At 65.3% G+C, this 13,496-nt stretch carries 13 protein-coding genes; 1 reads left to right on the top strand and 12 read right to left on the bottom strand.

Annotated features, from left to right (window positions below; translation table 11 throughout):
• Positions 1–2 precede the first annotated feature (2 nt).
• From arsJ to ACFQ4E_RS13030, 8 genes are all read right to left on the bottom strand, one after another.
• Positions 3–1,262 carry an organoarsenical effux MFS transporter ArsJ gene (arsJ, locus tag ACFQ4E_RS13065; protein WP_386804247.1) on the bottom strand — a complete coding sequence of 420 codons (1,260 nt, stop codon included), beginning with the start codon at positions 1,260–1,262 and terminating at the stop codon, positions 3–5.
• Positions 1,259–2,257 (bottom strand): ArsJ-associated glyceraldehyde-3-phosphate dehydrogenase, encoded by a 999-nt coding sequence (locus ACFQ4E_RS13060; RefSeq protein WP_386804245.1) that lies wholly within the window; start codon positions 2,255–2,257, stop codon positions 1,259–1,261. Before ACFQ4E_RS13060 ends, arsJ begins: the two co-directional genes overlap by 4 nt.
• Before the next feature lie 97 nt (positions 2,258–2,354).
• The gene (ade, locus tag ACFQ4E_RS13055) at positions 2,355–4,052 is read right to left on the bottom strand and encodes an adenine deaminase (protein WP_386804243.1); all 1,698 of its coding nucleotides are present in this window, start codon (positions 4,050–4,052) and stop codon (positions 2,355–2,357) included.
• A gap of 386 nt (positions 4,053–4,438) precedes the next feature.
• Positions 4,439–5,158 carry a gamma-glutamyl-gamma-aminobutyrate hydrolase family protein gene (locus ACFQ4E_RS13050; RefSeq protein ID WP_386804241.1) on the bottom strand — a complete coding sequence of 240 codons (720 nt, stop codon included), beginning with the start codon at positions 5,156–5,158 and terminating at the stop codon, positions 4,439–4,441.
• Entirely contained in the window at positions 5,155–6,108 is a 954-nt protein-coding gene (locus ACFQ4E_RS13045; protein WP_386804240.1) for an amidoligase family protein, read from the bottom strand. Before ACFQ4E_RS13045 ends, ACFQ4E_RS13050 begins: the two co-directional genes overlap by 4 nt.
• A 9-nt stretch (positions 6,109–6,117) precedes the next feature.
• Positions 6,118–7,845: a histidine kinase dimerization/phosphoacceptor domain -containing protein gene (locus tag ACFQ4E_RS13040; RefSeq protein ID WP_386804238.1), complete on the bottom strand. Its 1,728-nt coding sequence runs from the start codon at positions 7,843–7,845 to the stop codon at positions 6,118–6,120.
• Between the two features lie 3 nt (positions 7,846–7,848).
• The gene (locus tag ACFQ4E_RS13035; protein WP_386804236.1) at positions 7,849–8,406 is read right to left on the bottom strand and encodes an RNA polymerase sigma factor; all 558 of its coding nucleotides are present in this window, start codon (positions 8,404–8,406) and stop codon (positions 7,849–7,851) included.
• On the bottom strand, positions 8,403–8,573 hold the full coding sequence (locus tag ACFQ4E_RS13030) for a NepR family anti-sigma factor (protein ID WP_386804234.1): 171 nt from the start codon (positions 8,571–8,573) through the stop codon (positions 8,403–8,405). The genes ACFQ4E_RS13035 and ACFQ4E_RS13030 overlap by 4 nt, the downstream gene beginning before the upstream one ends.
• Positions 8,574–8,677: 104 nt before the next feature.
• On the opposite strand from ACFQ4E_RS13030, the gene ACFQ4E_RS13025 reads away from it, so the two are divergent.
• On the top strand, positions 8,678–9,478 hold the full coding sequence (locus tag ACFQ4E_RS13025; protein WP_386804232.1) for a response regulator: 801 nt from the start codon (positions 8,678–8,680) through the stop codon (positions 9,476–9,478).
• A gap of 77 nt (positions 9,479–9,555) precedes the next feature.
• Here the strand turns inward: ACFQ4E_RS13025 and ACFQ4E_RS13020 are convergent, their stop codons facing one another.
• The 4 genes from ACFQ4E_RS13020 to ACFQ4E_RS13005 all read right to left on the bottom strand — a co-directional run bounded on the left by ACFQ4E_RS13020 (position 9,556) and on the right by ACFQ4E_RS13005 (position 13,047).
• A complete protein-coding gene (locus ACFQ4E_RS13020) occupies positions 9,556–9,720 on the bottom strand; it encodes a DUF1328 domain-containing protein (RefSeq protein ID WP_386804230.1) in 165 nt (54 codons plus the stop codon).
• Positions 9,721–9,936: 216 nt separating this feature from the next.
• Entirely contained in the window at positions 9,937–11,337 is a 1,401-nt protein-coding gene (locus ACFQ4E_RS13015) for a TRAP transporter large permease (protein WP_386804228.1), read from the bottom strand.
• A gap of 4 nt (positions 11,338–11,341) precedes the next feature.
• On the bottom strand, positions 11,342–11,971 hold the full coding sequence (locus ACFQ4E_RS13010) for a TRAP transporter small permease subunit (protein ID WP_386804226.1): 630 nt from the start codon (positions 11,969–11,971) through the stop codon (positions 11,342–11,344).
• Positions 11,972–12,033: 62 nt separating this feature from the next.
• Positions 12,034–13,047: a C4-dicarboxylate TRAP transporter substrate-binding protein gene (locus tag ACFQ4E_RS13005; RefSeq protein WP_386804224.1), complete on the bottom strand. Its 1,014-nt coding sequence runs from the start codon at positions 13,045–13,047 to the stop codon at positions 12,034–12,036.
• Positions 13,048–13,496: the final 449 nt, after the last annotated feature.

The raw sequence follows: 13,496 nt of genomic DNA, 5'->3' as shown, positions 1-13,496 counted from the left end.
GCTCAGGCCGGGGCGGTGTCCGTCCCCGGCCTGAGCCGCCCTGCCCCGTAAGCCGACAGCGCGAGCATCACCGCCGCCGCGGCGAGACAGAGGCCAACCCCGCCCATCTGGAAACAGAGCCCCGACAAAAGCGTGCCCAGAAGCCGCCCCGCGGCATTGGCCATGTAGTAGAACCCCACATCCATCGTGACCCGCTCGCCGCTGGTGAAGGCGAGGATCAGGTAGGAGTGGAGCGCCGAGTTCACCGCGAAGACCGCACCGAACATGAGAAGCCCCACCACCAGCGCTCCCGTCGTCACCGGCGTCGGCCCCAGCGCCCAGACAAGACCCGCCAGCACAGCCGGAATGGCGATCAGCGCCGTCACCCAGCCGCGCGCTGCCAAGACGAGATCGCTCTCGGGCCGCCTGTCGGCCTTCAGGAGCCTCGGCGCGCTTCCCTGCACGAAACCGTAAAGGATCGTCCAGACCGCCATGAAGCTGCCAATCAGGAAGAACGCCTGCCGGTTCCCGGCCTCGCTGCCGTCCGAGAGCACCGCGTAGAAGTAGATAGGGATCCCGACGACGAACCACACGTCCCGCGCGCCGAAGAGGAACACCCGCGCCGCGCTCAACCAGTTCACGTTGGGGTTGGACGACACGACCTCCGCGAACCTGGTGCCCTTCTTCCCCTGCGGCAGCCCCGGCGGCATCTTCCAGATCACCGCCGCGAGGATCACCGCGAGAACCAGCGCCATGCCAAGGACCGACGCGGTGAAGCCCGCGACGCCCAAGAGTGCGGCACCGGTAAAAAACCCCAGCCCCTTCACCGCGTTCTTCGATCCGGTCAGCAGCGCGACCCAGCGAAAGAGCCCGCCCTGTCCCGATGGCGCCAGGAGCTTGACCGCCGATTTCGACGACATCTTCGCCAGATCCTTGGCCACGCCCGTCGCGCCCTGCACCGCCATGACATAGGCGACCGACGCGCTGACCGCCCAGCCGGGATCGAGCCGCGCCAGGGCCAGAAGCGCCACGACCTGCAGCCCCAGCCCGGCATAGAGCGTCGTGGTCAGCCCGAAGCGCTTGGCGATCCAGCCGGCCGAGAGGTTCGTCACGATGCCCGCAAGCTCGTAGAGCAGGAAGAGATAGGCCAGCGTCACCGGCGAGAAGCCCAGCCTGTGGAAATGCAGGAGCACCAGCATCCTCAGCGCGCCGTCGCTCAGCATGAACGCCCAATAGGCCGCGGTCACCGCGACATAGGCCGAGAGCCCCTCGGGACGGCTCACAGCGACGCGCCGACCATGAGGGCCACATCGACCAGCCGATGCGCGTAGCCCCACTCGTTGTCGTACCACGCGTAGACCTTCACCTGCGTCCCGTTCACCACCATCGTCGAGGGCGCGTCGATGATCGACGACCGCGCGTCGTTGGTGAAATCGGTCGAGACAAGGGGCCGCGTCTCGTAACCGAGGATGCCTTTCAGAACGCCCTCTGCAGCCTCGGCGAAGAGCGCGTTGACCTCTTCGGCGCTGGTCTCGCGCGCGACCTCGAAGACGCAATCGGTGAGCGAGCCGTTCAGCAGCGGGACGCGGACGGCATGGCCGTTCAGCCGCCCCTTGAGCTCGGGATAGATGAGCGTGATCGCCGTCGCCGAGCCCGTGGTGGTCGGGATCAGCGCATTCAGCGCCGAGCGCGCCCGACGCAGGTCTTTGGCCGGCCGATCCACAATGGTTTGCGTGTTTGTCACGTTATGGATCGTCGTTATTGACCCGTGCCTTATTCCGATCTTTTCGTGTACCACCTTAACAACCGGCGCGAGGCAGTTGGTCGTGCAGCTTGCGGCCGTGACAATGCGATGGCGCGCGGGATCGTAGACGTCGTGATTGACGCCGTAGACGATATTGGCGGCCTCGTCCTCTTTCACCGGGGCCGAGACGACGACCTTCTTCACCCCCGCGTCGAAATAGGGCTGGAGCTTCGCCGCGGTCTTGAACGCGCCGGTGCAGTCGATGACGACATCGACCCCGTCGAGCGGCAGCTTGGCGAGGTCTCTTTCGGACAGCACCGGCAGTCGCGTGCCGTCGATACTGATCGCGTCCCCATGGGCCTCGATCCTCGCGTCCCAGCGCCCATGGACCGTGTCGAACTCGAGAAGATGCGCATGCATCTCCGGATCGCCGACCGCGTCGTTGATCCAGGCGATCTCGGCGCCGCGTTCCAGCAGCGGCTTCAGCGCCAGCTTTCCGATGCGACCCAGACCATTGAGCGCGTATGTCGTCATTTCCAAACCCTGTCAGACCCTTGCGCGGCGTTCCAGAGACACGCGCGCTCTGCGTTTCCCCGCGCGTAGCAGCGCAAGGTAACAGCCCGGTGACAGCTCAGCTCAGGATTTCGAACCGCGTGACATCCACCATGCCGCGATCGGTGATCTTGAGCGCAGGGATCACCGGCAGGGCAAGGAAGGCCAGTTGCAGGAACGGCTCTTCCAGCACCACACCCAGGCTCCGGGCAGCCGCGCGCAGGTCGATCAGCCGGTCGCGGACCTCCTCGAAGCTCTCGAGGCTCATCAGTCCGGCGACCGGCAGCGCCAGTTCCGCCAGAACCGCGCCGTCGCGCGTCACCACGAAGCCGCCTTCGATCTCGGACAGCCGGTTGGCGGCCAGCGCCATGTCGGCATAATCGGCGCCCACCACCGCGATATTGTGGTGGTCGTGACAAACGGTCGAGGCGATGGCCCCGGACTGCATCCCGAAGCCGCGCACGAAGCCCCGGGCGATGTTGCCGTTCCGCCCGTGCCGCTCGATCACCGCGATCCGCATGAGATCGCGCGCCGGATCGGGCCGCTGGTCGCCGTCCTCGATCGCGACTGTCTCGGTCAGGTGGTCGGTCAGAATCTGACCCTCGCGAATACCTATGACCGGCACCTCTTCGCGATTTCCAGTGGTGCGGAAACTCTCCGCCTTAACATTCGGGGCGCGAACGGAATTTCGTCCCACGGGTGCGATCAGCTCGCGCGCGGCAAAAGCCGCATCACCCACGACGCGCCCGCCCGCGATCACCATCCGGGCATCGCAAGCCTCGAGCGACCCGAGCGCAACGATATCGGCGCGGAGGCCCGGCGCGATCAGCCCGCGATCCTTGAGACCGAACGCCTCGGCCGCCGACAAGGACGCCGCCCGATAGGCGGCCAGCACCGGCGTGCCGCGCGCAATGAGCGTGCGGATCATGTGGTCGAGATGACCCTGCTCGGCGATGTCGAGCGGGTTCCGGTCGTCGGTGCAGAGACACATATAGGGCGCGGTCGTCTCGGTCAGGACCGGCGCCAGCGCGTGCAGATCCTTCGAGACCGAGCCTTCGCGGATCAGGACGCGCATGCCCTTCTGCAGCTTCTCCAAAGCCTCTTCCTCGCTCGTCGCCTCGTGCTCAGTGCGGATGCCCGCGGCGATATAGGCGCTGAGATCGCGGCCCGACAGCAGCGGACAATGCCCATCGATATGCCCGCCCTCGAAAAGCGCAAGCTTCTCCATCGCCTGAGGGTCGCAGTGCAACACGCCGGGATAGTTCATGAATTCCGCAAGGCCGATCCCCGAGGGATGCCCCATCAGCCGCTCCAGATCACCTGCCAGAAGCTCGGCGCCCGCGGTCTCCATATGGGTCGAGGGCACGCAGGACGAGAGCTGCACCCGCAGGTCCATGACCAGCCGCTCCGAGGCCGCCTGGAAATAGCGGATGCCGTCGGCGCCGATCACGTTGGCGATCTCGTGCGGATCGCAGATCGCCGTGGTCACGCCGCGTGGGGTGACGCAGCGGTCGAACTCGAAGGGCGTGACGAGCGAGCTTTCCACGTGCAGATGCGTGTCTATGAAGCCCGGCACGAGCGTCAGCCCGGTGACGTCGATCACCTCGCGCCCCTCGTAGGTGGCGCAGGTGCCGACGATCCGGTCGCCGAGGATCGCCACGTCGCCGTCGAGCAGCGCCCCCGTCACCAGGTCCAGAACCTGCCCGCCGCGCAGCACGATATCCGCGGGCGCCTCGCCGCGCGCGACCTTGATGCGGGTTTCGATGTCTTGGCGCATGTCTGGGGCTCCTGTCGCTTCACAGAAGACCAGTAATCAGCCCGCGCCGGAGATCCAGAGCCCAGACGCGAAAAGGGGCCGGTGACCGGCCCCTTTTGCTTGATCGTTTCGTTACCGCGACTGTGAACCGCGTGCCGCGGTCGAATGTCGCCGGTCGGGCCGGGTCGTCGCCGGGTTGCGCTTCTCTTGGCTTGTCAGCGCAAGAATTAACACCGCAATCGCACTTAGCGCAGCCAGTCCGACGAGAAAGACTGAAGTCGTCATCGGTTGGTCCTCTGCTTTTCACAGACCGAACGCGAGTGAAACGACCAAGGTTCCCCGAAACCGTGACGGGCCTGCTCAGGCAGCGGCGGATACGTGCCTATTTTGCCACGAAGCGTCGCAGATCAGGCACTCTGGGCCTCGGCCTCGGCGGCGGCAAGCTGGCCGCGATCCGCCTGCCTGGCCCGTGCCGCCTCGACCAGCGCCCGGAACAATCGCCGGTGCGGGCGGCGATAGAAGAGATGCTCCGGGTGCCACTGGACGCCAAGCGCGAACGGGTCGCGGACCCGCTCGATGGCCTGCACCATGCCGCCCTGATCGCGTGCCGCGACGCGCAGTCCCCTCCCCAGGTCGTTGACCGCCTGGTGATGCAGCGCGTTGACCTTGAGCGAGCTCCTGCAGGTCACCCGCGCCAGAAGCGTGTCCTCGTCGAGGGTGACGTGTTTGCGCGGCAGGATGGTGCGCACGTAGATCGAATCCTCGAAGACCTTGTAGGCCTCTTGGTGCAGCGTGCCGCCGAGCGTGACGTTGAGCATCTGCGCCCCGCGGCAGATGCCGAGGATCGGCAGCTCGCGATCGAAGGCCGCGCGGATCACGTCCTGCTCGAGCTGGTCGCGGTCGTGGTCGATCCGGATACCCATGCGCAGCTCGCCGCCATAGAGCGTGGGCGCGATGTCGTCGCCGCCGCCGATCACGACGCCGTGGACGCGCTCGAGGTCGATCTCGCGGCCGCTCTGCCATTTGAGCGCGCGCGCCCCGGCGAGCCAGAGGTTCAGCGCCATGAGCGGGTAGATGCGCCAGCCGGAGCGGCGCGAGACGGTGACACCGATGACAGGACGGCTCATCGCAGACCTCCGACCATGGCGGCGGAGCGCTTGACCCAATCGGCGCGACGGGTCGTGAGCGCGGCGGAATGCGCCCGCCAGCCCGCGCGCAGATCGGCGATCAGCTCGGCGTCCTCGGCCATCTCCTCGACCCGCACCCAGCGGTTCCATTCCAGCGCAAGCGACCAGCCCGGCTCGTCGATCCGACAATCGGGCAGCCGGTAGTGATAGGTCGGCCGGGCCGAGACCAGCGCGTCGCCCAGCGTGTTGCGCACCCGGTCGGCATCGTGCTCGGCCAGGATGCACAGCATGTCGAGCCCGTGATTCCGCGACGGCGCGTTCTTCAGGTAGACCCGCATCAGATCGTCGAGATCGCCGATTTCCTCGGTCGCGAGCGCGTCGAGAAGCGCCTTGGGATAGGGATCGACGAAGGGCAGCACCCGGCGGGAAAAGTCGATCTGCATGGCCTCGCGCAGCGCGTTCTCGGTGAAGGCGAAAGCATGCAGCACCGGCACGATCTCGTCGGCATCCATCGCCACGACCTCGGGGTTGAAATGGACCCCGAAGCCCAGGAACACGCCGGCCGCGGTGCCCGTCGCGCCTTCGTCGCGCAGCCGGGTAACGAGCCGGTCGAGATCGGCGATCTGCGCGGGCTCGATCGGCTCGGTGACGATCTCGACGGGAACGACGCTGCGGGCGAGGTCATGCAGGCTTTTCTCGAGCTTGGAGCCGTCGTCGCGCAGGTACTGGCTGTCGAGATAGAGCTCGATATCGCCAAGCGTGCTGTCGCAGACCAGAAGGCCCTTGTCGCTGCGCCGCCGGACCTCGCCCCCGAAGAGCTCCTGCACGATTTCGGCGACGCGGGTTTCCTGCAGCGCACCGAACTCGATCTCCACGCCGACGCGGCGCAGACGACCCTCGCGGGTGCGCGGCTTCGGCAGAGGGGCGAGGTCGGGCGTTTTGCGGGTCATAGCGAGGCCTCAGTAATCCACGACTTCGGGTTTGAAATCCGCGGTCTGGAAATCGACGCGGACGCGATAGATGCCGTCTTCCTGCGCCTGTTCCAGCGACCCGCCGAGCTGGGTGGCGAAGGCGCGCATGAGGCGGGTGCCGAGCCCGCCGCGCGGATCGGGCGGCGCCGGGATGTCCCCGGCCGAGTTGCTCACCTCGAGACGGATCTCGCGCCCGGCCCGCCGCTCCAGGCAGACACCGACGCGGAAGACGCCGTCGGCCCCGGGCTCCATGTACTTGTCGGCATTGGTCAGCGCCTCGGCGGTCAGGAGCGACAGCGGCACGGCCTGGTCGGGGTAAAGCTCGACCGGAGCGAGATCGGTCTCGAGCTCGATCTTGCAGCCCGTCCGCTGGCCGATGCTGGTCTGCTCAATCAGTTCGCGCAGAAGGTCGCGGGCGTCGACATGGCCGAGATCGCCGGCCTGGTAGAGGTTCCTGTGGATCGTGGCAAGGCCGCGGATCCGTTCCTGAAGGCGCTTCAGGACCAGCCGCGTCTCCTCGTTGTCCGAGTTGCGGATCTGCATGTTCATGATCGAGGAGATGAGCTGCAGGTTGTTCTTGACCCTGTGATGCACCTCTTTGAGAAGAATGGTCTTTTCGCGCAGCGAGTTTTCGAGCTGCGCCTCGTCCTGCATAATGGACGAGGCCATGTGCAGGAAGTCGTTCTCCATGTCCCGAAGCTCGAGCGCCATGTCGGCGGCAGTGCTCTGGGCCGGAACGCGGCGGTCGCGGGCGAAGCTGCGCATCTGGTAGCGCAGGGTGCGGATATGGCGGATCACCAGGCGGTTCACGGCGAGATAGGCGACGATCACGCTCGCGACCCACATCAGGAACGGCAGCGAGATGGCCAGCCGGTCGGGCGCGACCGAGCGCGCCGGTGTGCTGTCACCCGGCCAGATTCCGAGCGACCAGGCGCGGCCGGGAATGAGCGGCGCCACGGCATAGACCCGCGTCTCGCCATCGGCGCTTTCGGCGAAAAAGCTGGCGACCGGGTCCTGCGAGAGCGAGCCCAGCCCAATGGATTTGGGCAGAAGCCGTCCGAACTCCGCCGACCCGCTCGACGCCGAGAGGACCTGCCCCCGGCTGTTGAAGATCACCACATCCTCAAGCTCGTCCGACACTGCCTCGAGCTCGTCGGCGATGCGCAGGTTCTCGGCCGGGATCGACAGGAGCACGTGGCCCTTGAGCTCGCCGCCGTCGAAGAACGGATGCATCACCGCGACGACCGGAACGCCGCTGATGGCGGCGTGCTCCTCGCGCAGGAGCGCGGGCTGGGCGACCTTGAGGGCCGTCAGGATCTCGGGATATTTCTTCAGGTCGAAGGGTTTGCGCGACGAGGAACAGAGCGTCTGCCCGGCGGTCGAGAACACGCCGACAAAGGAGTAAGTCTCTGTCTTTTCGCGGAAATCGGTGACATAGGCATCGCATTGCGCACGGGCACCTTCGACGACCGCGTCGATCGTGCCGAGCGCCTGAGCCGCGCCCGTGGCCTGCGCCAGAAGCCGACGCTCGCCCGTGGTCGCGCTTTCGGCCAGAGCGACAAGGCTGAGCTGGGCACGCGCCTGCGTCTCCCGCTCAAGCTCCGCGGTCTGGTAGTATGCAACAAGCCCAAGCGGAACCAGCGCGATCGACAGAAACGCGATGATCCGGGCTCCCAAGCCGCTTGGGACCGGTCTTGGGCCGGGCGCTCCGATCATCGGTCAACTCGCTGACGATGATCTGTAGCCGGAGACAACCGCAAGTGTCGCCGAATCCGTCATCTCGAGCGCGTCGTCGTCTTCGAGCTGCATGAGCTCGGCAAGGCGCGCGCGGCCGCGATTGGTCCGGCTCTTGATGGTTCCGACCGCAACGCCACACATCTCGGCCGCCTCTTCGTAACTGAAGCCCGAGGCACCGACGAGGATCAGCGCTTCGCGCTGCTCGTCGTTCAGCTTGGCGAAGGCGCGCTGGAAATCGGCCATCTGGAGCCGACCGTCATGGGCCGGTTTCTCCGACAAACCGTCGGTCAGAAGACCGTCTGTGTCGGAGACTTCCCGACCGGCCTTGCGCCGGTTGGAGTAATAGGTGTTGCGAAGGATCGTAAACAGCCAGGCCCGCATGTTTGTGCCGGGCTCGAAGGTGTGGATTTTGGTCCACGCCTTCACAAGGCTGTCCTGAACCATGTCGTCCGCCAACGCGCCATTGCGCGTCAAGCTGAGTGCAAATGCGCGGAGCGCCGGTAGGTGCTCCACGAGTTCGTCCCGTGGATCGGCTGTCATCGCTCAGAACCGTCCTCGTCCGTTTCTGAATTGTCCTGTTCGCGCAACTGCGCCAACAGGTCCAGAAACCGGTCAGGAACGTCCTGCTCGAGCATATCCTCGTAGACACGTTTCAGGTTATCGTCGATCACCTGTGCCTTCTTTGCGTTGTTTTGATGCTGGGCCATCTGTATCCTGCGTGTGAACGGCCTGCGTTTATCCCCATTTGTCAGGAACAAACTGGTCGTCCACGCGTTTGGTTCCCGAAAAAACGCTAGGGATTTTATAAAACATGTCACAGGCAGACCTCAGCAGCGAAATCGGTGCGGCTCTACCTTTCCTGCGGCGCTATGCGCGTGCTCTGACCGGAGCGCAATCCACCGGAGACCAATACGCCGCCGCGACCCTCGAGGCCGTGCTTGCCGACCGCAGCATCCTCGAGGACACGTCGTCCTACAAAGTCGGGCTGTTTCAGGTCTTCCACGGCATCTGGGTGACCACCGGCGCGCCGGTGACCGAGGAAACCTCGGGTCCGCGTGCCGCCGCGCAGCGCCATCTCTCGAAGCTGACCACCAACAGCCGTGAAGCACTTTTGCTACACACGATCGAGGAATTCACCATCAGCGAAGTCGGTGAGGTCATGCAGATCGGGTCCGACGAATCCGAGGCGCTGATCGAGACCGCGCGTCAGGAAATGGCCGACGGCATGTCGGGCCGCGTCCTGATCATCGAGGACGAGGCGATCATCGCCATGGACCTCGAAAGCATCGTCGCCGATCTCGGACACCGGGTCACCGGCGTCGCACGCACCCGCGACGGGGCGGTCAAGCTCGGTCAGCAGGAAACGCCGGACCTCATCCTGGCCGACATCCAGCTGGCGGATAACTCCTCGGGTGTCGACGCGGTCAACGATCTTCTGCGCGAGCTGGGCGAGCGTCCGGTGATCTTCATCACCGCCTTCCCCGAGCGGCTCCTGACCGGCGAAAAGCCCGAACCCGCCTTCCTGATCTCGAAGCCCTATTCCGAGGAACAGGTCCGCTCCGCGATCAGCCAGGCGATGTTCTTCTCATCGACCGAGACACTGCGCGCCTGAGTTCAAAAAAACATCCTTCCATCAAAAAAGCCGGGGCAGTTTGCCCCGGCTTTTCCTTGTCTCGCTCTCGCAGCGCGTCAGGCGCGGCGGACGAGTTTCACAACCAGCGATACCACGAACAGAACGAGGAAGATGTAGAACAGGATCTGGGCGATACCTGCGGATGCGCCGGCAATACCGCCGAAGCCAAGAACAGCTGCGATGATCGCGACGATGAAGAAAGTCAGTGCCCAACCGAGCATGGGACGTCTCCTTTGAATGCGCCGGTCTCCCGGCTTGTGACACGCCATACCTTGGGCGGTTCCCGCGTTGATACGGGACTGCGTCGTGACCGGCGCGTTGTCTGGTGAACGAGGTGCCCTGGGCGCCTCTCATTGTGCGGATAAAACGCGGATCACGCGCACAGGTTCCCTCGCCCCGTAAAAGCGTGTCTCGACGGTGCGGGTTTGCGAAAAAGTTCAGGCTAGAGACGGCAGCCATAACACGATGGCCGGGAACGCCACCAGGAGCGCAATGGTCACGGCGTCGGCGACGAAGAACGGGATCACGCCCCGGAACACGTCCTGCACCGACAAATCCGGCCTCACCCCCGCCACCACGAAACAGTTGAGCCCGATGGGCGGCGTGATCAGGCAGAACTCCGCCATCTTCACCACGAGAATGCCGAACCAGACCGCGCACATCGGTCCCGACATGCCGAAAGCCGACTCCTCGGCCGAAACGAACTCTCCGCCGTTGAGCGCCATGATCGCCGGGTAGACCACCGGCAGGGTCAGAAGCAGCATCCCGATCGCGTCCATGAACATACCGAGCACTGCGTAGGCCAGGAGGATGCAGACAAGGATCAGGAGCGGCGGATAGTGCAGCGAAGTGATCCAGTCCGAGAACGCCGAGGGCAGATCGGCAAAGCCAAGGAACCGCACATAGATCAGCACACCCCAGATGATCGTGAAGATCATGATCGAGAGCTTCGCGGTCTCCAAGAGCGCGTCCTTCAACTCGGGCCAGCGCATGCCCCGGAAGACCGCCATGCAGAAGACGATGAAGGCGCCGATGGCCCCGCCCTCGGTCGGCGTGCCCCAGGCATCGCCTCCGAACGGGTTGTAGACGAAGCAGATGATGATGACGACGACCGCCACGATGGGCAGCGCCGGCGGCAGACTCTCGAACCGCTGCCGCCAGGTGAACCCGGTGACCGGCGGGCCGAAGCCCTTGATGGTCAGCGCGAGGCCCACGATCAGAAGCGCGTAGACGATGGCCGAGAAGAGCCCCGGCAGGAACCCCGCGAGCAACAGCTTGCCCACGTCCTGCTCGACGATGATCGCGTAGATCACCAGGATCGCCGAGGGCGGAATGAGCGAGGCCAGAGTGCCGCCCGCGGCCACGACGCCCGCGGCGAAGCGCTTGTCGTAGCCGATCTTGAGCATCTCGGGGATCGCGATCCGCGCGAAGACCGCCGCCGTCGCCACGCTCGCCCCCGAGACCGCCGCGAAGCCCGCCGTCGCGAAGACCGTCGACACCGCAAGCCCGCCCGGCAGCCACGCGATCCAGCGTTTGGCGGCCTCGAAGAGCGCGCGGGTGAGACCGGCGTAATAGGCCAGGAACCCGATCAGGATGAAGGTCGGGATCAGGCTCAGCGCCTGGCTCGACACCTTGGAGTGGGGCACCTGCCCCGCCGTCTTGATCGCGATGGTCAGCGCCCGGCCGAAGCGGTCGGGGGCGTAGTCGAACCGGTCCCAGAAGATCCAGACGAGCCCGATCAGCCCCGCCAGGCCAGCGGCAAAGGCCACCCGCATGCCGAGGACGACCATGACCAGAAGCGCGCCCGTGACCCCGAGGCCGATTTCGATGGGATCCATGCGCTCAGTCCCTCGCCGCCAGGTGTTCGGCCTCTTCCGCCGCCTGCTCCGCCGCCGATTGCACCAGCGGCACCGCGACGGGCCGGTCCAGGCCCTGCAGGAACGCCCGCCCGTAGCCCCAGAGCTGCAGGACCAGACGCGGGATCAGCACCGCGAAGGCCACCGGCACGACAAGCTTGGCGGGCCAGATCGGCAGCCCGATGTCGATGGAGCTGTCACGGCTCCAGAGCGGCGCGCCCATGTCGAAACTCCGCAGGAAATGCGACCAGCTCCCCCAGAGAAGCGCCACTGCCAGCACCAGTATGGCAAAGGTGGTCAGCCACTCCGCCGCCCAGAGCGCCCTGCCCCCGAGCCTGCCGACGACGATGTCCATGCGGATATGTCCGCCCGAGCGCTGCACATAGGAGACGCCGAGGATCGCGATCAGCGGCATGAAGGCCTCGATCCAGTCGACATAGCCCGGCAGCGGTTCGTTGAAGCCGTTCCGCCCGGTGACCGAGATCACGGCGAGCACCATCAGGCCGAAGACAAAGATCCCGGAGACCAGCGCGAACAGCCGCTCGAGCCGCAACAGCCCGCGGTCGAGACGGCTCAGAAGACTGCTGTCTTCCAGGACGGAGGACGCACCCGCCATCGCGCTTCTCCTTCAGCGACAAGGCCCGGCCACGCTTTTGCGGCCGGGCCTTCCCGATTGCGTCAGTTCGAAGCGCGCGTGTCTTCCAGCGTGCTGTTCACGAGGTCATAGAGCTCCTGCCCCGGCAGACCCTGCGCGGTCATCTCCTCGATCCAGGCGGTGTGGATCGGGTTGGCGACCTCGGCGAATTTCTCGAGCTCGGCGTCGGAGACCATCACCTTGGTCACGCCCTTTTCCTCCAAAACGCTGTCCCAGCGCTGCAGGAGCTCGCCATAGTTCGACAGGTAGTAATCGATCGCTTCCGGGATCGAGCTTTCGAGCGCCTCGCGCTCCTCGTCCGAGAGCATGTCATAGGCGTCGATATTGACCACGACCGGGCAGTTCACCGTGCCGGGGTTGAGGTTCGCGGTCCACCAATCGGCCTCGTTGATGGTGCCGAAGGAAAGATGCGCGTGCTGGGCGAAGGCCACGGTGTCGACCACACCCGACTCCATCGCCTGGTAGGCTTCCGAAGAGGTCACCGAGGTCGGGACCGCGCCCACGGCCTTGAACGCCTCGCCGAGGCCGCCGGTAGCGCGCACCCGCATGCCGTCGAAGCTCTCCAGCGTGTCGCGCGGCTCGCCGGTGCCGACGAGATTGTATTGCGGCATGGGCGAGGTCATCAGCATGCGCGCGTTCCAGTTGGCCATCTCCTCGGCCACCGCCGGGTGGGCATAGACGGCATGGCTGACCGCGGTTTCCTCGGCGAGCGTGTTCACGCCCATGAAGGGCAGCTCGAGCACGGTGATCGCGCGGTTCTTGTCGGGGTGATAGCCCGCGCAGAACTGTGCCATCTCGAAGGCGCCGATGGAGATGCCGTCGAGATTGTCGGTGTTCTTCGACAGGCCGCCATAGGAGATGTTCATGGTGAACTCGCCGTTGGTCTTTTCCTCGACCAGCTCCGCCAGCTTGTGGATGTGCTCGGTGAAGGCGCGGCGCTTGCCCCAGACGGAGACGTTCCATTCGGTCGCGGCGGCCTCTCCGGCCAGGGACAGGGCAGCAAGAACGAGCGCGCTCTGCGCGGCGAGTTTGGTCATGGTGATCCTCCCAGATCTGTCAGTGAGTTGCGGCCGTTCCGCCGCTTGGGCACGGACCGTAGCGCAATCGCGCCCTGCCGCAAGCCGGAACCTAGTCGCGCGCGAATTAATCCGACGCGCTTCAATCGCAACGATTGATTTTCGCTAACACCCGCTAGATTCATTGGCTTACGTGACGTCGTCAACGCGGTTTACAGGTTTTGCAGGGAGGAGGAAATCCGTTTACAGGATTTCTGCTGCATTACGGTAGGTTAGTTGTGTTTTTTCAAAGGCCGTGTATCGTCGCGTCAAGTTTTAGAGGGGGTGGAGCGTGCCGCACGGCGCGTTCTCGGCGGTCCGTTCTGTCTGTCCATCCCCGCTCCAAAGCGACTAAGGAGGAGACAGAGATGAGTCATCACGATCCGAACGCGACGTTTGCGCCGAGTGACGAGGTTGTGTCGCGGGCGCAT

The organism is Litorisediminicola beolgyonensis (genome assembly GCF_042679605.1).
GTDB lineage: Bacteria > Pseudomonadota > Alphaproteobacteria > Rhodobacterales > Rhodobacteraceae > Litorisediminicola > Litorisediminicola beolgyonensis.
The sequence above is the reverse complement of the archived record's forward strand: the minus strand, read 5'-3'. Positions and strand labels throughout refer to the sequence as shown.

Excerpts from the sequence above, each read along its gene's own strand:
- ACFQ4E_RS13060 (WP_386804245.1), bottom strand. The coding sequence starts at position 2,257 with ATGACGACATACGCGCTCAATGGTCTGGGTCGCATCGGAAAGCTGGCG.
- ade (WP_386804243.1), bottom strand. The coding sequence starts at position 4,052 with ATGCGCCAAGACATCGAAACCCGCATCAAGGTCGCGCGCGGCGAGGCG.
- ACFQ4E_RS13050 (WP_386804241.1), bottom strand. The coding sequence starts at position 5,158 with ATGAGCCGTCCTGTCATCGGTGTCACCGTCTCGCGCCGCTCCGGCTGG.
- ACFQ4E_RS13045 (WP_386804240.1), bottom strand. The coding sequence starts at position 6,108 with ATGACCCGCAAAACGCCCGACCTCGCCCCTCTGCCGAAGCCGCGCACC.
- ACFQ4E_RS13040 (WP_386804238.1), bottom strand. The coding sequence starts at position 7,845 with ATGATCGGAGCGCCCGGCCCAAGACCGGTCCCAAGCGGCTTGGGAGCC.
- ACFQ4E_RS13035 (WP_386804236.1), bottom strand. The coding sequence starts at position 8,406 with ATGACAGCCGATCCACGGGACGAACTCGTGGAGCACCTACCGGCGCTC.
- ACFQ4E_RS13030 (WP_386804234.1), bottom strand. The coding sequence starts at position 8,573 with ATGGCCCAGCATCAAAACAACGCAAAGAAGGCACAGGTGATCGACGAT.
- ACFQ4E_RS13025 (WP_386804232.1), top strand. The coding sequence starts at position 8,678 with ATGTCACAGGCAGACCTCAGCAGCGAAATCGGTGCGGCTCTACCTTTC.
- ACFQ4E_RS13020 (WP_386804230.1), bottom strand. The coding sequence starts at position 9,720 with ATGCTCGGTTGGGCACTGACTTTCTTCATCGTCGCGATCATCGCAGCT.
- ACFQ4E_RS13015 (WP_386804228.1), bottom strand. The coding sequence starts at position 11,337 with ATGGATCCCATCGAAATCGGCCTCGGGGTCACGGGCGCGCTTCTGGTC.
- ACFQ4E_RS13010 (WP_386804226.1), bottom strand. The coding sequence starts at position 11,971 with ATGGCGGGTGCGTCCTCCGTCCTGGAAGACAGCAGTCTTCTGAGCCGT.
- ACFQ4E_RS13005 (WP_386804224.1), bottom strand. The coding sequence starts at position 13,047 with ATGACCAAACTCGCCGCGCAGAGCGCGCTCGTTCTTGCTGCCCTGTCC.